This is a genomic window from Alteromonas ponticola (assembly GCF_012911815.1).
In the GTDB taxonomy this organism is placed as follows: Bacteria; Pseudomonadota; Gammaproteobacteria; order Enterobacterales; family Alteromonadaceae; genus Alteromonas; species Alteromonas ponticola.
This window is the reverse complement of record NZ_JAATNW010000003.1, coordinates 443,299-464,237: the sequence shown is the minus strand read 5'-3', so window position 1 is coordinate 464,237 and position 20,939 is coordinate 443,299. Positions and strand designations below refer to the sequence as shown.

Below are 20,939 nucleotides of genomic sequence, written 5' to 3'. Positions count from 1 at the left end.
AGCAAACTAATACTGCGCTTTTTGTAAAAAGCTTTGCAGCGTATTCCAGGTTACGACACCAAGCAACACATCTGGCTCTTGATCGTAGACATACACAGCCCCGGACCGACTTTTCTTCAATATTTCGTAGACTTCATGCAAGGTGGATTGAGCGCTCACACCTTCCATTTCAATTAACAGTATCGGCTTGGAGTCGTGCCCCAGACTAATATCAAGGCTGACCAGTTTATACTGCACGTCCAGTTCAAATTGCTCAGCCTGCACCACTAACGCAGTGGGTTCCTCAGACAAAAACTTCGACAGGACATGCTCAGGCGCATCGCGAAATAACTTAAAGTCCTCTGCCATAGCTGCCAATACACCGGTTTTTTCTAACGATTCGCGAATTGAAGTGATAGCGTAAGGCAAATTTTGATAATCTAACTGACGAATAAAAACAGAGCGATTGCCTAAAAACTGGGTAGAGGTGACATACGCGGGAACAATAACCAACATGGCCGGCAGAATGATTTGCGGACTATAAGATAGCTCCATAACCGCTGACAAAGCGGCCAGAGGGGCATGAAGCACCGCGGTAAGCATGCCTGCCACGCCCAGTAATGCAAAACTACTGGTGTATTCCTCAGCGGGTAATATGTGACTAACTGGTAGCAGCAGTATTGCACCGGCCAGCATGCCAATAACCATCACCGGGCCCATGATGCCGCCGGGAATACCTAAACCGATCGCAAATACCGCAAGCACAAATTTGGCTGCTAATACGGCAAGTAACAAATATACCCCTGGTGAGCCTGCGAAAAGGCTGTCGATATCGACAAAATCAGCCCCTCTGGCTTCAGGCAATAACATGGTAACGATGCCTGTGATAAGAGCGGCTAAAATCAAACGCCAAATCATGCTGACAGGTCTGAAAAGCTTTACGATAAACATAAGCTGATTATTGAATAGCGTCGCCAGCCAGCCCAGAACGATTCCCAGGCCAATCAGGTATACGTACATCCATTCGCTAAAATCGTTGAACGAGAGAAATGACAGTTCGTTTACTGATCCAAAAACCAGACGGGTCATCACCGAACCGCAGGCGGCAGCAAGCATGACAGGGACAAAGATATGGATTTTGTATTCTCTTAACACCACTTCCATTACGAAAATTACGGCGGCAAAAGGGGTATTGAACGACGCAGAAATGCCTGCTGCAATGCCGCACCCAGCTAAAATCCTGATGGTGTTGAAAGGTAAGCGTAGCCATTGTCCTAAATAGCTGCTGCCAGCAGCCCCTAAATGCACTGACGGCCCTTCACGACCCACCACAAAGCCTCCGGCCAGCGCCAGCATGCCGCCAAAGAACTGATTAATGGTAGTACGAAAGGGAATATGTCCGTAATAGTATTTGACACGATGAATGACAAAAGGAATACCCATCCGATAGTGTTTGAAGCCAGTGAGATAAGCAATAATGAGAATAAAAAATACTGCCAGGAGTGGCATAATCATCCACACTAACCCGTTGGATGAAATTACGTTGTTCAGGCTTTCGAGAGCGTGATCCTGGACCCATTCGACACACAGACGAAATAAGATGATTAGCAGCGCAGCGCTGACACCGCCAACGATACCTAGCAAACAAATTTGAATAGAAGTGCGGGGATGGGCCAATTCTTTTCGTAGAGCCGAAAGACGCATGTCATGATACTATCTGCCAAACTTAATCCATAGCTTATCACAAGTGCTTGCTTTGCAAATGCTTTAACCCTTAGAACCTTAGAATAAAATGAAAACTTCAAAAGGTGCAGGTCAACCTGCCGTTTTGCCATCGAAACTGGCTATCGCATGCGCCATGCTATTGATGATGCTTTTTGGATACTTACTGGCAAATTATGTCGCGAATCAACAAGGCCAGATCGCTCGTACTGATGCCTCTGCCATTAAACTACTTGCCAATGAAAATAATCAACTTTATTCCGAGCTTAACCAGCAACGGGCTGCTACAGCGCTTTTACAGGAAAAAAGCGAACAACTCAGCCAGACGCTTGCAAAGTATCAGGCGGAGCAAAGTGAATTGCTTGATACTTTATCATTGTATGAGCGCATTATTGCTCCTGAAACGACACAGGCTGGCTTTGCATTAGAGCAGTTGCGCATCACCAAAGCAGCAGGGGGCAACCGTTTTCGCATGTCCTTTATTTTACTTCAACAACGCCAGAATAAAGCCGTCATCAAAGGGGACTTAAACATTATGGTTCATGGCAGTCTTGCCAAGCAGCTCACTACAATTGCGGCAGGTTCAAAGTACCTGTTACCAGAGGGAAAGCTGTATTATCGGTTCAAATATTTTCAGGCGGAACAACTGGAATTCACCTTACCCGAAGGGTTTACGCCTGAATTTGTTGAAGTAGAAACAAAGGTGTATCAATTCACGACATTACGCGGCGCTTACCAAAAGCGTTTTGATTGGCGGTTAGCCGATGAAAGCTGAAATATTAATTAAAGTTGAACGCATAACTGATTAAGCTCGCTTAATGCAGTTGATAGCAGCGACTATCTATAAGATAATTGCAGGGTAATGACTAGAGGTACCTATGACTGTTGAAACTGCACTTCCTATTGAATTTTCTGACGCCGCGGCCAGTAAAGTAAAAGAACTGGTGACGGACGAAGAAAATCCTGAGCTCAAACTGCGCGTTTATGTGACGGGTGGCGGTTGCTCCGGCTTTCAATATGGCTTTACGTTCGATGAAAAAGTAAATGACGGCGATATGACCATTGCTAAAAACGAAGTAACGCTGGTTGTCGATCCCATGAGCCTGCAATATCTTGTGGGTGGTACGGTTGATTATATCGATGGGCTGGAAGGCTCGCGTTTCGTGGTAAATAATCCTAATGCAACGACCACATGTGGTTGTGGGGCCAGCTTCAGCGTGTAATTGCCTTCGAACTTTTGCGTAATATTTTTTACTGCTATAACTAAAATATGAGTATGTATTAAGGACTGTTAGTTAACATGAAAATATTTGGCTCTACTACGTCTCCTTATGTTCGTCGTCTTCGTATTTTAATGGCGCAGACTCCTCATGAATTTGTCAATTTGGAAATTTTCCAAAATGATGATCGCGCTACCCTGGCTGCACATAATCCAACATTGAAAATTCCGTTTATGGAAGACGATGGCGGCATCATATTTGATTCCAGGGTGATTTATCGCTATCTGGCTGAGAAATTCAATTACGCTCCGCTTAACTGGGAACAGGAAAACCAATTAACGTTAATTGATTCTGCCAATGACTCACTCGTACAATTGTTACTATTGAAACGATCTGAATTTGATATCAGTGAAGACAAGCTTTACTACCGTCTACAGAAAGAGCGGGCGCAAGCCACCTTACAAGAACTGGACAAACAGGTAGGTTTAAACGGGTTTGAAGGATGGGACTATCCAGCGATCTGTCTGTTTACCCTGATTGACTGGATTGAATTTCGCGAAATGCACAACTTAAAGGCATTCGACCATTTAAAGGCATTTAGAGAACGCCACATCGACCGCATTGAAGTGACTGCGACCGATCCGCGACGTTAACCACCTAGTATCCCTTATCAAAATTAAATTGAAAGCGCAGCGGCCGGCACGCAATATAGCGTTCAACATTTTCTAAAAACAACGCAACGATGTCTTCCGGTCGTGATTCTGCAGCCGTATGCTGAGTAATTACTATCTTCGGGTGGTGCCAGAATGGATGTGTATCAGGTAACGGCTCTTCTATGAATACGTCGAGCACTGCGCCTCGCAATTGATTGTTGTCTAACGCCTCCAGCAAACTGGCCTCCTCAATGGCAGAGCCTCGTCCTGCGTTAATCAATACCGCATGCTGCGGTAGCGCGGCAATAAATTCGCGATCAATAAAATGGTGAGTTGCAGCGGTATCGGGTAACAAATTCAGCACATAGTCACATTCTCGGGCGAAGTCTCTTTTTTTCTCTGCACTATAGATCTGGTCAAAACCGGGTACAGAATGGCCCGAAGAGTTTAACCCAGTAACGCGCATTTCGAATGCCAGCGCAGGCGAAATGAGTGAACGGGCAATAGAACCTGCACCCAGTATACCCAGGGTTTTACCCGCTATATAGCTGTATGGTACTGGTTTCCATTGCTGCTTTCGCTGCTGTTTTGAAAATGCGTCAACGTTTCGCGAAAAATGCAGCAGGTAGGTAAATACGTATTCGCGCATTTGTTGTCCAAACACGCCTTTGACCCCAGTAAGGGAATAATCCCGCCGCGAATGCTCCAATAGCGGTGCATTGCCAGCCCAGGTCGATTGACACCATTGCAGGTTAGGACATTCATTTAGAATTTCGGCAGCCATAGCTGGCGAGGCAAGTAGACACTCCACCTGTTCCGTGTCAATTTGCTCCGGTGAAGTAGCACACTGAACAATAACAAGGTTTTGATTTTCCTCAGCTTCAATCAAATTACGGTATTGAAACGCGTCGCTACATAAAATAGTCAGGTTAACGCGCTTGGGGGCGTTAGCTTTTTTCATTGTAAATAAATCTTTCCTTAACGGAGTGGATACAATTCCGTTTCATGTTTATAAATTCTCATTAACAATTTACATTCGCTTATCGGTAATAACCAGAGTAATCGAAATGAAGGATACATTACAATCAGCCAAGTGCCTGTCGCCAAGAAGAAATACAACACAGGCTACGTCATTGGATGAATTGGTCAGTGAGCAGCTTGCGCATTTTGGCATTAAGGCCGACTCAGAATATGGTCACGCGTTGAGTAGCACTGCACGTAGTCTTTATCAGGCTCAAGCTGACGTGATGACATTATGGGACATTACAACAAATACCCTCAGCTCATTAAATAAAGAAGACCGCGTTGCCTATTTTAATGCGAAAAAATTTCTCTCGTTCCAGATCGCAAAAATTCTGGATACATTACAAAATCCTTTTCGAAAAACTTATCAAAGTTTATCTTCCGGTGATGACTCACAAGGACACTACCCGTTATTTGATAATGTAACCGCTCTATTTTCAGCAACCCCGGTGGTTGTGCGCACCGCTACCTACGTTTACGCCTGTACTGAGTGGGTGGATGATGCCTTTCAGGGAAAAGAGTTTACGCATCAGATCTATTCTCGCCTGTTAAACCCGACCAATATCTCGCTGGCAAATGCCATCGTGGATCGCGAAGCTGGGAAATTCGCTTCAGAATACATGGCCTGGAACTTCAACTCTGGTATGGCGGCCATTGATGCGCTGCTATCAAATGTGCTGACCCACGGCGATGTCTTAATTGTTTCGCGCAATGTGTATGGTGGTACCTATCAATTACTGCACGATTATTTCGCCCGCAGTAATCGTATGGATATCCAGGTTGCCTGGTTTGATGGTTATTCTAAAGAAGCATTCGTTGACTTCATGAACGAAACTCGCGAGAAGAATGCTGAGCGTCTGGAAAATGGCGCAAACATGCATGTTTATCTGGAGTCGCCCTGTAACCCACATGGTTATGTACTGGATGTACCTGCAATATGTGAAGAGGCGCATAAGCTGGATGCATTGGTAATGTTAGATTCCACCCTGGCAACACCAGTGTTGCACCAGCCATTGCAACATGAAAATCGCGCAGCCCGCCCTGATTATATCGTGCACAGTTACACGAAAGATATCTGCGGCAGTGGCGCGACCACCGCCGGCGTGGTCATTGGCGAAAACCATCGCATGTTCCAGTCCAAAGGCGACGAAGTGAACGGCGTGAAGTGGTCTGAAACATTATTTTGGGATGTGTATTACATCAAGGGGGCGTTTCTTGACTCGGAAAAAGCGTTTGATGTGTTAAACGGCATGAAGACCCTGGAACAGCGTATAATTTCCAAAGTCATAAACACGCAGGTCTTCACTGAATTTCTTGCCGCGCATCCAAAAATCAGGGTGAACAGTCATGCGCTGGATAATCATCCCAATGCCGCATTGAAACGCAAGCAGCATAAACATGGATGGCCTTGCCCGCTCTTCACCGTGGATATGGCTCCAGCTAATTTAGAACGGGAAATCTTCACTCGCTTTTTCGATGCCCTGGAACCTGCATTCAGTCACCAGGTCAGCATTGGACAAACCAATACGATTATTTTGTGTCCGGCTTTAACCTCGCATTCTGAGTTGAGTAAAGAAGAGCAGCGCAGAGCAGGGATTGAACTGACCACAATGCGAATCGCAATGGGGACAGATAACGTGAAGCAACTCATTGCGCATTTTATGCTGGCTGCCCGCCACTTTATTGATCCCGCGGTCGAGGGGTTCAGCAAAGAGTTCATGAGTAATGCTGATATTGATGCACTGTACCGGAAAATAAGCATGCAGGTATGCGAACAACACTATACCGCGGTTCCTGGCATTGCCGAAATTCTGCAAGAGTAATGAATACATCAACTCGCGTTGGAGTGCGATTGTACTTCAACGCGGTTGCCACAAAATCTATTTCCAACATTTACCTTATTTCAATTTTTTAATAACGCAGCGGGCACTTGCAAAGAGCAAGGTGTAGGGTATAGGGTACTTTTTACTGTGTACAAAGTACTAAGTACTAAGTACACCTCTGAATAGTCCGGAAAGCTAGCATCTCGCGTAGGATGAACGCGCACAGTTGCTAATTAGTATTATACTGAACAAAATAAAGTCTATTCAGATATCAACTCAAAGTGATTTAAGCGGCAGTGGTGTAACTAATTGATATGTATAACTTTAAGATAAATGAGAATTTTTCAGTTGCTCTTACTCAATTATTTGATGCTTTTCACAAACCGGAATTACTCAGCCAGTGGATTGCGCCTGCCTCTTTGCATGTCGTCCAGGTGGTTTGTGACTTTAAAGAAGGCGGCAAGTATCGGATAGTGATGGAGGATACATCTGGCAACCGATATGCTTTGGCTGGCGAATACACACGTATTCGTCGCAATGACCAGTTAATGTTCTCGTGGGCGTGGGAGGAGACATCCGCAGAACGTGTAGTAACCAGCGTCGATATTCAGTTTGAACAATTGGCTGATGACACCACTGATATCATTTTGATTCATTCGGGGTTCGCTAACGAAACAATTAAAGAGCAGCACTACTCCGAATGGATAAATTGCTTGCAAAAGTTGTCAAAAATTCGCTTTGATTAAGCTGGGTATAACGCACCCAACACACAGGATTTTCTGGCGCCGGTAACGTCAGGTAAATTTCCGGCAATGCGATGATTGAATGCCCACGCCAGCCAGGCGAAAGCTGCACCTTCCACCCATTGAGGGTTGACCCCAAGTTGCTGAGTCGATTGAACCTGAATGCCTGTCTGTTGCGACAATTTAGCCAAGAGATGCTGGTTAAACGCACCACCACCGCACACATACAGTTCGCTTACCGGTTTAAAGGTAGCAATAGCATTGGCGATCGATTGCGCGGTTAATGATAACAGCGTTGCTTGAACATCTTTAGCAGGTAGCGTATTTAAGCTTTCAAATTGCGCGAGCCAGTGTTCGTTGAAATATTCTCTGCCAGTGCTTTTGGGCGCACTACGATGAAAATAGGGGTCTTTCAGCATGGTATTTAGCAAATCTACATTGCTTTCTCCACTCGCAGCCCAGCGACCATCTTCGTCAAAACGCTTACCTTGGTGTTGTTGACACCAGTAATCCATCAACCGGTTGCCCGGCCCAGTATCAAAACCCGTTACGGCGGCTGTCTCGTTCGCGGGTAGATAAGTAACATTGGCAATGCCACCCACATTCACGATCACCCGTGAGGTGGCTGAGCTGCCGAAAACTTTATGGTGAAATGCGGGTACCAGCGGCGCACCTTGCCCGCCCTCGGCGATATCGCGTCGTCTGAAATCAGCGATTACATCAATGCCAGTCAACGTCGCAATGGTATTAGGATCACCAATTTGCACCGAATAACCTGATTGAGAGCTGGAGGTAGGCTGATGACGCACCGTCTGGCCATGAGATCCAATGGCCACGATGTCAACAGGTTTAAGGTTCGTTGCAGCCAGCAGTTGATTGACCGCATCGGCAAAAACATGGGCCACTTTCCGATCTGCTCGGGCCATGCGATCCACTTCATCTTCCGCAGGCGAACAAAGTGCAGTCAATTGAGACAATAAGTCGTCAGGATAATGCAGTGACGAACAGTGCCGCGTATAAACGTGGTCGTGAGACAGATCACAGAGGACGGCATCAACACCGTCCATACTGGTACCAGACATCAATCCAATGTAATAGGCCATAGTTTATTGCATTGCCAGCATAATGCGTTTGTTGGTGTCCAACTGAGTAAGACGATCGCCCGCAATTACTTCAAAGGCTGCTCGCTCTGCTTTAGCAATAGGTAGTGCTTTTGGAAGCTCGACGGTACGTGGGTTTCGGTGTACGCCATCAACTAAAAATTCATAGTGAAGATGCGCGCCGGTAACCATCCCCGTGCTGCCAAGATACCCTACCGTTTGCCCCTGCTTAACCACATCGCCCACCTTTACCGCGTTCTTCTTAAAGTGCAGGTATTTGGTGGTGTATTTTTCGCCATGCTGAATAAAAACATGATTACCATTAAATCGGTCATAGCCGGCTTTTACCACTTTGCCATCGCCTGCGGCCATGACCGGCGTACCAGTAGCTGCTACGTAATCAGTGCCACGGTGAGCTTTCCAGCGCTTCTGTACAGGATGGAAGCGTGCTTTAGTAAAGTTGGAGCTGACATACTTAAAATTAATGGGGGCGCGTAGAAAGCTTTTACGCATGCTGCGCCCTTCGGGGGTGTAATAGTTGCCATCGCTATGTTTAATAGCGACAAATTTTTCGCCCTGATTGATAAATTCAGCAGCAACAATATCCCCGAAACCGACGAACTCACCATCAATGTATTGTTCTTCGAAAACCACGTTAAACACATCGCCCTGACGGATTTCCATCGCAAAATCGATGTCCCAGCCAAAAATGCCTGCAAGATGCATGATCTGGTTGTCGGTTAAACCTGCCGAGACGCCGGCATGCCAGAAGCTGGAGGTAATTTCTCCCTGGGCAAAATTATGGCGCACTTCGATTTCTTTGGTTTGTAATTCAGCAACCAAAGTGGAAGATTCTTCAGAGGGTGATATAGACAACGTTTCCTGGGCTGAAAGTTTATACTTCAAACCTGCGAAACTGCCATCTTCTCCGGTCTTAAGCCACAATTCATCGCCAGGTAAGATGGTCACCAGCGTTTTGGCCAACTTTCCTGAATTGCTAACATCATAAGTGTCGCGAGGAGAAAAACCTGCACGTTTAAATATTTTAGCTAACGTATCGCCTGACCCTACTTTGTACGCGTGCCAACCCGAGTCCTCTTCAGGCAGCGCAATCCCCGTGTTTTGTGTGACTTCCAGTTTAAGCGGATATCTGACACCCACATCTAAGATGGCAGATTCGGCATGTCGACTGGCCTCAACGGGCTCAGACGGAAATAGTACCATCCCACACAAGATCGCACTGGCGATAGCCAGCCCAGCGCGGTGCGGCGAAGGTAATTGGTTAACAGTGTTTTTTACACCGGTTAATAAATTGATTCTCATATTACTACCTGACTCGAGAATAAAGCTTTCAACATGATCATTCTTACTTTTGCTGCTCAAATTATGGACAGACTATTATTTTATCGGCAGTTTGCGCTCAAATATGAACACCAAACCTTTTAAAGGTTCCCATCCATGCGTAAAATGCCATCCAGATTTTATAGTGATACCCAGTAGATGTGAGAAAATAAATGAATGACTGGCAAGAAGCAATAGCTGAGATTAAGCGTGGCACCGATGAGATTCTGCCAGAACAGGATTTGGTAGACAAACTCAAAACCGGTAAAACGCTTACGATAAAGGCCGGTTTTGACCCTACCGCGCCAGACCTTCATTTAGGTCACACTGTACTGATCAACAAACTTCGAACTTTCCAGCAACTCGGTCACAAAGTAATCTTTCTGATCGGAGATTTCACTGGCCTTATCGGCGATCCTACGGGTAAAAATGTAACGCGCAAGCCTTTATCTCGCGAACAGGTATTAGAAAACGCACGTACGTATCAAGAGCAAGTGTTCAAAATACTCGATCCTGAACTGACTGAAATTCGCTTTAACTCTGAGTGGATGGATACGCTGGGTGCTGACGGTATGATCAAACTTGCCGCAAGTCAAACGGTAGCCAGGATGCTGGAACGCGACGATTTTAAAAAGCGTTACGCCGGTGGTCAGCCTATTGCGATCCATGAATTTTTGTATCCGTTGGTACAGGGGTGGGACTCGGTCGCCTTAGAAGCGGATGTGGAATTAGGTGGTACTGATCAACGTTTTAACTTGTTGATGGGGCGTGAGCTGCAAAAAGATCAGGGACAGGCTCAGCAAGCTATCGTCATGTTGCCTTTGCTGGAAGGGTTAGACGGTGAGAAAAAGATGTCCAAATCACTGAACAACTATATTGGTATCACCGACGCCCCCAACGACATGTTCGGAAAAGTGATGTCGGTTTCTGATGATTTAATGTGGCGTTATTACGACTTGATCAGTTTCCGTCCATTGGAAGAAATTGAGAGTTATAAGCAACAGGTCGCAGAAGGGGCCAATCCGCGTGACTATAAAATTTTGTTAGCGAAGGAAATCATCGCTCGATTCCACGATAATGATGCTGCAACTGCTGCCCATCAAGATTTTATTCAGCGTTTTCAAAAGAACGCGATTCCCGATGAAATGCCAGAGTTCACGTTTGCATTAAGCGCTGAAGGGGTAGGCCTGGGTAACGTATTGAAAGATGCTGAGCTGGTAGGTTCAACCTCAGACGCCATGCGCATGGTTAAACAGGGGGCGGTAAAAATTGACGGTGAGAAAGTCGAAGATCCGCGTTTACAACTTACCGAAGCTGGCGAAGCGGTATATCAGGTGGGCAAACGTAAATTTGCCCGCATCACGCTGAAGTAAGCATTTTATTCAAACCAGTGAGCCCAGGTGTAGAGGGCTCGCAATCCCAGCCTGCGCATTGCTGGTAAGGGGTATTTAGGCAGTGCATCTTTATACAGCGGCAGGGTAATATCGATGTGTTGTCCTAAGGCTTTCTGCGCCAGCCGGGCCCCAGCCAGTGTGGCAAAGGATACCCCCGAACCACAATAGCCCATCGAATAACCAATCCGTTGGTTCTCGTCAAATACAACCCTGGGCATGCTGTCCAACGCAACCGACACCCATCCACTCCAAAAGTAGTCGACAGATATGCCGTTAAGCGCAGGAAAACTCGCTGTCATTGCATTGACTAAACGTTGTTTGGAAAGCGGGCTGTCAGCATTTTTGCCTGTTACCGCACCACGTCCACCAAATAGTAATCGACCATCAGGCAACGTGCGATAATAGTATTTCATCATCCTGGTATCCATCATGGTCATGGCCTGATTAAGCCCGGTGGCGTTTCTGAGCGCGTCTGGCAGGGGGGCAGTTACGATAATACTGGATTGAACAGGAAACTGGCGCTGGTCAATCATAGGGTGAAATTTTTTCGGGCTGTAGGCATTGCTGGCGAGCAGAATATTGTCGGCTTTGATAGTGGCGTCAGGTGTAGTGACTGTCCAACCTTTATCGTTGCGTTCGATGGATTCGGCGGGTGTGCGCGTAAACACTTTGGCCCCTTCACTTACAGCCAGTGATGCCAGGCCATCAACATATTTTAAGGGGTTCAAAGCTTGTCCTGGTTGGCTGGAAGCACCAAATGCATGCTGAATGGACAAGTGGGCTTGAAGTTCATCGGCTGACAAGAAGGTGGCGTCGAGCCCAAATTGACGCTTGTTGGTTTCTACCGCGTTGCGTAGCAAGCTTGCCTGTTTGGCGTTGTGGGCAATTTTTAAATACGGCCCATTATTTAAATCGCATTGGATTTGACCCTGCTGAACCCGTCTGCCGACTTCATCAACCGCACTGCGAAATTCGTGATGCATTTTATCTGCTACACCAGCTCCCCACCTTTTAGCAATGGCAGACAGGCTATAGCGACCGGTACCAGAGAGTACGAAACCCCCGTTTCGTCCTGCGCAACCAAATCCTATATCGTGACTGTCCACGACGACCACATCAGCATTGGGCGATTGTTGCTTAAGTTCACACGCTGTAGCAAGGCCGGTATAACCCGCACCAATGATTAGCCATTCACAATGGGTGTCCTGCTTAAGTGAATCTCTGGCAACGACCCGATGTGTAGAGCGCCAGTACGTAGGTGGATGCGGAATCTCGCTACTGACTGCTTTTGCAGTTAACGGGTCATAACTCATTGGAAAGGTAAGATCATTTCGGCAGCCACACATTCACAATAGCCTTCACAGACCGGGCAATTGTAGCCTTCATGAATAGATGCATGACGCCATCGGTTTGGATGCTCTTTCACTAATTTGCCCCCGTTCTTTGAAAAATATTTATATGCACTGTTACCGGGGCTGGCCAGCCAGATATGCGCAAGGCCTGCTTTAGCTCCTTGCAATTTCGCTTGCTCAATGGAGCGTTTCAGCAATTTGCTGCCAACCCCATGTGCACGAATCGATTTGTCCACAGTATTACATTTAAAGTAACATACTTGTTCTTGCGGAAACGGCCAGAGTTCAGGAGAGCACCATTCGCTCGGTGTCCACTTAGACGCCGCGAAAGTCAGGCGAAAGCCGACTACCTTGTCTTCAAGTATCGCCACCCAACTGGCGTTAATGTTATTGTGCCAGCTGTCCTCGTAAATGGGTTTAATTGATTCCGCAGTGAGATAATTGTCACCATGTACCCGGTTACCCAATTCGATCACGCGGTCAAAATGGGCGGGCTCGAATTGTACATAATCTATCTGTTTAACAGTCTTCATGGTTGGATTTCCTCGCCACACCGGCTAAATGTACATCTAAAGCTTCAACAGAAATCAGAATTTCTCTGACAGACATCCATAACGAATACAGTAAACACACCAAGCTCACACCAAAAATCCAGCTGCCTAGTTTCTGGTAAGTTAAATAAATGGCGAGCATCGCCACCACGCAGAGGAAAAAGCTGGCGACACCCGCAATTTGCATGCGCTTGATCAATTGGATGCGCTGACGTAGATTTTTGATTTGTGCTGCCGTATTGTTGTCCAGCTCGTCTTTAGCGAAGTTGCGGATGATCGTCGCCAACGTCAAAAACCGATTGGTGTAAGCTAGCAGTAGCAACGAAATTGCGGGAAACAGCATGGCTGGCGTTGCAAGGTCAATGTTCATGGATGTTTTTGCTTTATTACCGTTTTCAACAGTTTAACAAACCATGGCGGCAGACGGCTACCTTCTCAAAAAGATTGCGCATTCTGAGCAACAGACTGACTTGTTACCGTGCTTAAAAAGCGACTTTTAATAGCGATATTGCTCTGCCTTGTAAGGGCCCTGCTTTTGCACCCCAATATAGTTTGCCTGCTGATCAGTTAATTCAGTGATCATTCCGCCAAACCCTTCGACCATGTAGCGGGCAACCTCTTCATCCAACTGACGGGGTAACACTTCTACGCTCAGGAGTGATTGTTGTCTGGCCTGATCCTGCGATGCATAGGCTTGTTTGAACAAATGCATTTGCGCCAGAACCTGATTGGCAAACGAGCCATCCATTACACGCGAAGGATGACCGGTTGCATTCCCTAAGTTAACCAGACGCCCTTCAGAAAGGAGCAGAATGTGATCCTGTTCGTCATCACTTCGATAAATTTTATGGACCTGAGGTTTTATTTCGTCCCAACGCCAGTTCTGCCGCATAAACGCCGTATCGATTTCATTGTCAAAATGACCAATGTTGCAAACCACTGCACCATTTTTTAGCGCACTAAGCATATTGGCATCGCAGACATTGATGTTGCCAGTGGTTGTCACCAGTAAGTCAGTACTGCCTAATAAATTCGAATCTACGTGCTGTTTATCGCCGGTATTAATGCCATCGTAGTAGGGAGAAACGACTTCAAAGCCATCCATACAGGCCTGCATTGCGCAAATGGGATCGATCTCGGCTACTTTAACAATCATGTTTTCCTGCCGCAGCGATTGTACTGAGCCTTTGCCCACATCACCGTAACCGATTACCAATGCTTTCTTACCGGCAAGCAAATGGTCAGTGGCACGTTTAATGGCATCATTTAAGCTGTGACGACACCCGTATTTATTATCGTTTTTAGACTTAGTGACAGCATCGTTGACGTTGATTGCTGGCACTCGCAATTGGCCTCGCTTTAACATGTCGAGTAAACGATGTACGCCCGTGGTCGTTTCTTCGGTAATGCCATGTACCTGATTTAAAACGTGCGGAAATTTCTGGTGCAACATCGCCGTGAGATCACCCCCATCATCCAGCACCATATTAGCTTCCCATGGGACGTCATTTTTGATGATAGTCTGTTCGATACACCAGTTGTACTCTGCTTCTGTCTCGCCTTTCCACGCAAAAACAGGTACGCCAGCGGTCGCCATGGCAGCTGCGGCATGATCCTGGGTAGAAAAAATATTACAGGACGACCATCGTACTTGCGCTCCGAGCACTATCAGGGTCTCGATCAGTACCCCTGTTTGAATGGTCATGTGAATGCAGCCGAGAATCTTTGCGCCAGCCAGGGGTTGTTGGTTGCGGTACTTTGCCCGGATTGCCATTAAGGCCGGCATTTCACTTTCTGCAATGGTCAACTCTTTGCGTCCCCATTCAGCAAGTGTGATATCTGCAACTTTATAATCGCCTATCGCCATGACGTGGTTTTCCTCTTTCATGCTTGCGTCCTGGGTTACCGGGTGAGTCTGTTAACAGTAGAACAGCTTTGACAATCCAGCTAGTTGATAGCGCGATATTTGCGATTATTGCCTATCACATTGAACGCACATCACGGCATTGTGGAATGGGTATCAATATGCTGGCATAGCGCGCGTAGATCGGTTGGCAAGCGTAATGTGAAACGACTGAATACGTCAGGATTAACCTGAATCAGTGGCGCAGACAAAACATGTCGATGTGGTGCCCAATATTGCTCTAATAAAGCAGGGGCCTGATTTATGGATGCAATCAGCAATACTGGTCGACGCTTTAGCACTTGTTGCAAAGTGACTTCTGGAAAGTCAACCGGCGCGTCGCTGAACAAGGTTTCTGCACCGCAGTGGTTGAGTAATTGGTTGGCCCACGTATCAGTCCCAATCGTCATCAATGGTTTATCCCAATAATAGTAAAACACCGGTTGTCTGGTTTGGCCGAATCGGCTTTTGATGTCAGTCATTGCTGTTGTAAAATTGCTGACCAGCGTGGTGGCCAGACTAACTTTATCCAGCCGTTTCGCCAACGCGCTTAATTCAGTTCCAATATCCTGTGGTGTCTGGGGTGATGATGTAAACACCTCAAAGCCCAGTGAGCGAAGGCGGGCGATATCCTGTTCCTTATTGCCGCCTTCCCACGCAAGTATGAGGGTGGGTCTAAGCGCGACGATGCGTTTTAAATTAATACCATGATGATTCGCTACCGTCGGTAAGCTTTTGGCCTGTTCGGGGAAATTGCTGAATTCGCTGACGGCAATCAGCTGCTCTTCACGTTCAAGACTATAAACCCACTCGGTTAAATGCGGTGATAGGGTAATAATACGTTCATTGGTTGCCAACCCGTTACAGGAAAAAATGCAGAGCAGTAGCAGGAGTTTGCAGCGTTTCATTAATACAGCCCGGGAACACGTGGACTTTCCCACAATGCAAGTAATAATAATGTAGAAAGGGTAGCTAGCAGCAAAGAGGCGCGGGTAATGGCTCGTTGGCAGTAAATCATATCCGAATAACGGACATCCCTTTGCCCTCCCACTCTGGGGTAACGGTATTTTTGTCCATGATAAAAAGCGGGCCCGCCGAGTTTGATGTCATGTCCTCCTCCAATCACAGCCAGAATCAGTGAACTCTGGTCGCGCGCTTTGGCATTTATCATCGCCGTAAATGATTTTATCGGATGTGTGACCAGAATGAGTGCTAACGAAGCAATGAACGCTGGAATAGCGCGCATTGCTTTGGTCAGGTTATGCACGGGCTGGCTGAAACGCAAATAACCCGGTTTGCGCCAATGCCACTCCCAATTTATTGTCAGCAGCATTCTATACACCAAAGCGGTGACAGGCCCGGCGAGTAAAAACCAAAATAATACGCCCCAATATTGATAGCAGAACCGCAGCACTAATGATTCAATCGCTGCTTTTGCTATACCGATGTCGGTTAATTTTTCGCAGTCGCGATACACAATAGGCGTTAATGTTTCACGCGTGAGCACCTTCTTATTCTTACCTACTGCCGCTACGACCCGTTTATATTGGAAACGGATATGATTAAAATCAACCAGCGCCAGCATAAGCACCGCTTCGAAGAATAGCGGGTATTCAGCAATGTAGACAAGCAACCCCAATAGTACCGCAAACGGGGTAATAATCACGACTGGCCCGAGGGCGCCAGAAATGTAGTGCTGCATGGCAGGATCCTGCTTTGCCGGCAGGACTTTTTTTGCCATGCTGCTGGCCATAAGTCGCAGTAACGTTAACGGGTGATAGGCGGAAGGCCAGCGCCATATGAAATCCAGCACCACAACCAACCAAAGTATGGCCAGCGTGCCAAGTACTGAATCCGTAAAAAGCGCTTCCATATTACTTAAGCAAAGGATCTTCCGACAATGATTTAATCATGCCCATTACTAGCTCCGCAGAATGCTTAGCTGCTACCTCAAGATAATCTCGGAACGATATAGTAGAGGTTACCCCTGCGATATCGGACAGCGAACGAATCACCACAAAAGGCGTATCCAGCATGAAACATGTCTGGCCGATTGCTGCACCTTCCATTTCAACCGCGCTCATATCGGGGAACAGTCCGCGCAGGCGTGAGGCAGCTTCATCACAACCGATAAAAGCATCACCTGTACACACGAGTCCTCTTTTAGAGGTTATATGTACTACATCTTCGGCAGCACGCTCAGCCGCTGTAATCAAACGTTCGTCACAGGGATAAATATCGGGCATGCCACTCGCTTGTCCGCGTGCATAACCAAAGTGGGTAAGATCCACATCGTGATGCTGTACGCCACTGGCAATGACCAGATCGCCTACTTTCAGGCTGGAATCAAAACCGCCTGCAGAACCTGTATTGACGACAAAATCCGGACCAAAACGATCTATCATCATTGCAGTAGCAACTGATGCCGCCACTTTCCCTATCCCACACTTTACGACAACGACATTTACGCCATGAAGATGACCCGAGTAAAAGGTGAGGTGGGCCCACACGGAGGTCGTGACATCGTTAAGCGACTGTTTAAGCAAAGCGACTTCTTGATCCATCGCTCCTAAAATACCAATTTTCATTTTTAAAACCGTAACCTGTCGCCACGCCATTTGGGTAGCGATCGTTAAAAGCGCCTAATTCTAGTATGAATGTAGCTAAACTGACAGGCTTTTGCAGTGCAGTTGCGAAATACGGATCCACGCAGGTGGACCCGTATAAGAAGGAACTAGGCTGCCGCCCTGCTAGAACGCACTGAGCGAACCGGACGGGTAGGGCGTTTTGGCGGTGCGGGGTTGTGTGTCGGCGCCTGAGCCAGTTTTTGCTGTGAACGACGATATGGAATAAGCTTGGTTTCTATACATTCTTTGATATCTTCAACGGTATAACCCGCTTGTACTTTGATGCGAGCATGAGGCACACCTGCCGCGTCTAATGCGCCTGAAACAAACCAGTCTTTTTGCGTTTTGTAACCATCTTTGCCACTACTGTGAACCAAATCAATTGCCAGGACCGGACTCATGTCGTTGCGGTGACACAAAACAAAATCAAGTTGTCGGCCGGAAGCGCGCGAAAGCGCAGCACTGGCCTGCTTGCGATTGGCATGATTTTGCACCAACAGCAAATCATTCAGCCGCACCCGACACAATACGCGAAACTCACTGCCGACAGCTTGGTCAATTAAATTTAAAAACGTATGTTCAACAGGGGTGAACAAGGATGGTTTACGGCGAAACGGAAAAGTGACGCCACTGTCTGACAGTTTCATGGCACTTACCGAAACAACGACAAGTAAAATCATTAATATGATGGCCAGTTCCATAGTTTCCTCGCAATGATTCATTTGAAGCGACAAAAATTTGACGATTCTGTTGGCAATTACCAACGTTTTTGGTGTTTACAAATATATTGCAAAGCAGATGCCACAGTCATCAATCTTGTCCAGCGCATTACAGCAACATTGACGACTCTGGTTCGCAGGTGACTAAAAACAAATACAGGATGGGGGGCTGGTTTGCCGCTTTACTGTTTGTACAGAAAAAGCGGCAATCGGTATTGCTGATCTTTACAGTTCACGGATAGTAGCCAGAACGATTCTAATTACGCCGTAAATCATAAAAAGAATCAGACCGAATAAAACGAGGTTATATAAAATATCTGGGTACTGACTCTTGTCTGGTAGGGTCGCATTGTCCACCGTGACTAAGTGCTGAAATTGCTCATATGTTTCAACGCGGATATTTTCTAATGACATCAAAGAAGTTGAGTATGCTTGAAGTGCTAATTCAAGTTCGATTTTAATATTGGTAAATTGTGCCATTAACTCCGTAGTCGAAAGCTTTCTTTCGACCTGTTCACCATTCACTACTTTACTTTTTTGTGCAGCAATTTGTTTTTGAATTGCGTTAATTTGCCTTTTTACGGTCATTAACTCAGGTGCTTTTGGCGACATGATAGTTGACAGTGCAGTTAACTCAGTTTGCTTTTGGGCTAAAGTCGCTTCCAATGAAAATGTGAGCTGTTGAAGCGCCGCTCCTTGCATAGTTGGATCCAGAACTTCGTATTTCGATTGGAATGCCAGTAAATCAGCTTTTGCTTTTCTTAATTTTTCCTCTATTTTTGCATGCTCTTCTTGAGCAAATCTCAGCTTATTAACCGCTAGATTATTATTAATTTTGTTAACAAACTGTTCCGCCTCTTCAATAATCGTCTTATTAATTTTTTGGGCGAACTCAGGTTCAAACGCTCTTGCCTTAAGGGAAATGATTCTTGATAAATCATCTTTATACACTTCAACATGATTGAGGTAAAATTTTAGAAAATCCTCTTTCGCTGCATCTTGCGATAATCTGCTAAAGAGATCATATTGGCTGGAAGAGTAATGTTCTCTAAGGTTCAGTGCCTCATTCAGATAATTTGCCATATCAGCAGATTCTATAAATGCAATTACCACGTCGCTTTCATCGGATGACGCACCAACGGAAAGCCCTGGTAAAAACGAAGATGGATCGAACGCACTTCCACCGTCGCTAGCTTTTATAATTAGCTTACTCTCACTTTCAAACTGCTCTGATGCTATCAGCGTTAGATAAAAAGCATATAAAAACCAAATTAATACAACTATAAAACTTGGCTTCTTCTTAATATAATTTAGGATTTTTTGTAAATTAATGGTCACCGAATGCCTCAACTCTTTTACTACTTCTCGCCAGTGTAAATTTCAATCGCTTCTTCTAAATTTTTGTAATACTTTAATTGGCCATCTTTAATAATCACAGCAGAAGTACAAAACTCTCTTATTTGATCTATTTCATGACTAACCATGATAACGCCAGCCTGCTTTGCCTTATCTTTCAGAGTTTTTCTAGCTTTTTTTCTAAAATGAGGATCGCCTACAGAAGTTGCCTCATCTATCAAATAAATATCGAAGTTTATGTTCATACAGCAAGCAAAAACTAATTTGGCGCGCATTCCAGATGAATAGGTTTTAACTGGAAGATCAAATTTATTTTTTAGTTCGGCAAATTCCTGCACCTTCTTTTCATACTCACTTAGTGAACGAACATGATTTATTCTACCGATAAACCGAGTATTTTCTCGTCCTGTCATTTGAGGATGAATTCCTGTTTGAAGCGCAACTGGCCAGGACATCGACTTACGCGTGATGATCTGGCCTCTGTCAGGATATTCACTTTTCGCAAGCATTCTAAAAAGTGTAGATTTACCTGCCCCATTTTTTCCTAAAATGGCAACATTACTTTCGGTAGGAAATGTAAAGTTTAGATCCTTGAAGATATACTGCCGTCCCTGGGTACTGGGGTAACTTTTTGTAAGTGATTTTATTTGAATCATCTTGAGAGAATTGTTTTCCATGTAAGGTGATAAATGGAAAGAGAAAAAAACAACGATACTAATGAGCACATAGCGGCGTACTCCAGGCTTACACCCGCTTTACCATAGGAAGTGAAACATGCATATCGAGCAAGCTCAATAAAATGGACCACAGGATTCCAGTTGAAATAATGCCAGTAAGCGGTCGGAATATCTTGAAGACTAAAGAATACACAGGAGATGAAAAACATGGGTCGAGAGATAAAGTTTTTAATCTTATCGATTTCAGGAACATACGCGGCTCCGATACTGAAAATCAGCGCGATACTCGTTGAAAATATCCAAAGTAATAGATAAACACCGATTAACAGTACCGGATTGTCAAATGAGTACGGCATCTCCATCAAATACACAGCGAGAGACAATAATACGATAACAACAGTTTTTATAGAGAACTCTAAAAAAGCAGAAGTAATTACCGCAGAGATAGGATGAACCTGCCTGAATGCATATAATGGCTTATTTTTTTTTATCGCTGTTGATACACTATTAAGGGAACTTAAAAATGACTGTATCCCAATCATTCCTATCAGCATAAAGATGAAGATAGGAATAGAGTGAACATCACCACCTGACACCTTACCTCTGACAAAAGAGAGAACTAGAATAAAGAGAGCGGGTTCAATAAACGCCCAGCTCAGTCCTAATTTGTCATTAAATCTACTCTGCCACTCTCTTAAAAAAAGAGCAAATATGACGGTTTTCCATCCTCTGATTTGTGCAGAAAATGAACTCATA

21 protein-coding genes are annotated in these 20,939 nt (G+C 45.6%); 6 read left to right on the top strand and 15 right to left on the bottom strand.

Annotated elements, in window-relative coordinates:
• Positions 1-6: 6 nt before the first annotated feature.
• A complete protein-coding gene (locus HCJ96_RS07020; RefSeq protein WP_169210317.1) occupies positions 7-1,683 on the bottom strand; it encodes a chloride channel protein in 1,677 nt (558 codons plus the stop codon).
• An 88-nt stretch (positions 1,684-1,771) separates the two neighbouring features.
• Here HCJ96_RS07020 and HCJ96_RS07015 point away from each other — a divergent pair, with 88 nt between their 5' ends.
• From HCJ96_RS07015 to HCJ96_RS07005, 3 genes are all read left to right on the top strand, one after another.
• Complete coding sequence (locus HCJ96_RS07015; RefSeq protein WP_169210316.1) at positions 1,772-2,476, top strand: DUF6776 family protein; 705 nt, start codon at positions 1,772-1,774, stop codon at positions 2,474-2,476.
• A gap of 103 nt (positions 2,477-2,579) precedes the next feature.
• Entirely contained in the window at positions 2,580-2,924 is a 345-nt protein-coding gene (gene erpA, locus HCJ96_RS07010) for an iron-sulfur cluster insertion protein ErpA (RefSeq protein WP_169210315.1), read from the top strand.
• Positions 2,925-3,001: 77 nt separating this feature from the next.
• Positions 3,002-3,574 (top strand): glutathione S-transferase family protein, encoded by a 573-nt coding sequence (locus HCJ96_RS07005; RefSeq protein WP_169210314.1) that lies wholly within the window; start codon positions 3,002-3,004, stop codon positions 3,572-3,574.
• A 4-nt stretch (positions 3,575-3,578) separates the two neighbouring features.
• Here the strand turns inward: HCJ96_RS07005 and HCJ96_RS07000 are convergent, their stop codons facing one another.
• Positions 3,579-4,535, bottom strand: a complete 957-nt coding sequence (locus HCJ96_RS07000; protein ID WP_169210313.1) for a D-2-hydroxyacid dehydrogenase — start codon at positions 4,533-4,535, stop codon at positions 3,579-3,581.
• Positions 4,536-4,641: 106 nt separating this feature from the next.
• On the opposite strand from HCJ96_RS07000, the gene HCJ96_RS06995 reads away from it, so the two are divergent.
• Together HCJ96_RS06995 and HCJ96_RS06990 are read left to right on the top strand one after the other, a co-directional pair.
• A complete protein-coding gene (locus tag HCJ96_RS06995; protein WP_169210312.1) occupies positions 4,642-6,420 on the top strand; it encodes a trans-sulfuration enzyme family protein in 1,779 nt (592 codons plus the stop codon).
• A gap of 314 nt (positions 6,421-6,734) precedes the next feature.
• Positions 6,735-7,166, top strand: a complete 432-nt coding sequence (locus HCJ96_RS06990) for an SRPBCC family protein (protein ID WP_169210311.1) — start codon at positions 6,735-6,737, stop codon at positions 7,164-7,166.
• Here the strand turns inward: HCJ96_RS06990 and HCJ96_RS06985 are convergent.
• Together HCJ96_RS06985 and HCJ96_RS06980 are read right to left on the bottom strand one after the other, a co-directional pair.
• Entirely contained in the window at positions 7,163-8,266 is a 1,104-nt protein-coding gene (locus HCJ96_RS06985; RefSeq protein ID WP_169210310.1) for an anhydro-N-acetylmuramic acid kinase, read from the bottom strand. The genes HCJ96_RS06990 and HCJ96_RS06985 overlap by 4 nt on opposite strands.
• Before the next feature lie 3 nt (positions 8,267-8,269).
• Positions 8,270-9,586: an OapA family protein gene (locus HCJ96_RS06980; RefSeq protein WP_169210309.1), complete on the bottom strand. Its 1,317-nt coding sequence runs from the start codon at positions 9,584-9,586 to the stop codon at positions 8,270-8,272.
• A 191-nt stretch (positions 9,587-9,777) separates the two neighbouring features.
• On the opposite strand from HCJ96_RS06980, the gene tyrS reads away from it, so the two are divergent.
• Entirely contained in the window at positions 9,778-10,977 is a 1,200-nt protein-coding gene (gene tyrS / locus HCJ96_RS06975; protein WP_169210308.1) for a tyrosine--tRNA ligase, read from the top strand.
• Positions 10,978-10,982: 5 nt separating this feature from the next.
• Here tyrS and HCJ96_RS06970 read toward each other — a convergent pair whose 3' ends face one another.
• From HCJ96_RS06970 to HCJ96_RS06920, 11 genes are all read right to left on the bottom strand, one after another.
• Complete coding sequence (locus HCJ96_RS06970) at positions 10,983-12,311, bottom strand: NAD(P)/FAD-dependent oxidoreductase (RefSeq protein WP_169210307.1); 1,329 nt, start codon at positions 12,309-12,311, stop codon at positions 10,983-10,985.
• Positions 12,308-12,883 (bottom strand): GNAT family N-acetyltransferase, encoded by a 576-nt coding sequence (locus HCJ96_RS06965; protein WP_169210306.1) that lies wholly within the window; start codon positions 12,881-12,883, stop codon positions 12,308-12,310. Before HCJ96_RS06965 ends, HCJ96_RS06970 begins: the two co-directional genes overlap by 4 nt.
• Positions 12,870-13,271, bottom strand: a complete 402-nt coding sequence (locus HCJ96_RS06960) for a DUF2721 domain-containing protein (RefSeq protein WP_169210305.1) — start codon at positions 13,269-13,271, stop codon at positions 12,870-12,872. Before HCJ96_RS06960 ends, HCJ96_RS06965 begins: the two co-directional genes overlap by 14 nt.
• A 126-nt stretch (positions 13,272-13,397) precedes the next feature.
• Positions 13,398-14,789 carry an adenosylhomocysteinase gene (gene ahcY / locus HCJ96_RS06955; RefSeq protein ID WP_169210304.1) on the bottom strand — a complete coding sequence of 464 codons (1,392 nt, stop codon included), beginning with the start codon at positions 14,787-14,789 and terminating at the stop codon, positions 13,398-13,400.
• Between the two features lie 110 nt (positions 14,790-14,899).
• A complete protein-coding gene (locus HCJ96_RS06950; protein ID WP_169210303.1) occupies positions 14,900-15,712 on the bottom strand; it encodes a helical backbone metal receptor in 813 nt (270 codons plus the stop codon).
• Entirely contained in the window at positions 15,712-16,677 is a 966-nt protein-coding gene (locus HCJ96_RS06945; protein ID WP_169210302.1) for a cobalamin biosynthesis protein CobD/CbiB, read from the bottom strand. Before HCJ96_RS06945 ends, HCJ96_RS06950 begins: the two co-directional genes overlap by 1 nt.
• 1 nt (position 16,678) lies before the next feature.
• On the bottom strand, positions 16,679-17,392 hold the full coding sequence (locus HCJ96_RS06940) for a 5'-methylthioadenosine/adenosylhomocysteine nucleosidase (protein ID WP_169210301.1): 714 nt from the start codon (positions 17,390-17,392) through the stop codon (positions 16,679-16,681).
• A gap of 146 nt (positions 17,393-17,538) precedes the next feature.
• Positions 17,539-18,132, bottom strand: coding sequence for a DUF2726 domain-containing protein (locus HCJ96_RS06935; RefSeq protein WP_169210300.1), 594 nt, complete (start codon positions 18,130-18,132; stop codon positions 17,539-17,541).
• Positions 18,133-18,375: 243 nt separating this feature from the next.
• Entirely contained in the window at positions 18,376-19,488 is a 1,113-nt protein-coding gene (locus HCJ96_RS06930; protein ID WP_169210299.1) for a capsule biosynthesis protein, read from the bottom strand.
• A 20-nt stretch (positions 19,489-19,508) separates the two neighbouring features.
• The gene (locus HCJ96_RS06925; protein ID WP_169210368.1) at positions 19,509-20,162 is read right to left on the bottom strand and encodes an ABC transporter ATP-binding protein; all 654 of its coding nucleotides are present in this window, start codon (positions 20,160-20,162) and stop codon (positions 19,509-19,511) included.
• A complete protein-coding gene (locus tag HCJ96_RS06920) occupies positions 20,159-20,938 on the bottom strand; it encodes an ABC transporter permease (protein WP_169210298.1) in 780 nt (259 codons plus the stop codon). Before HCJ96_RS06920 ends, HCJ96_RS06925 begins: the two co-directional genes overlap by 4 nt.
• Position 20,939 lies beyond the last annotated feature (1 nt).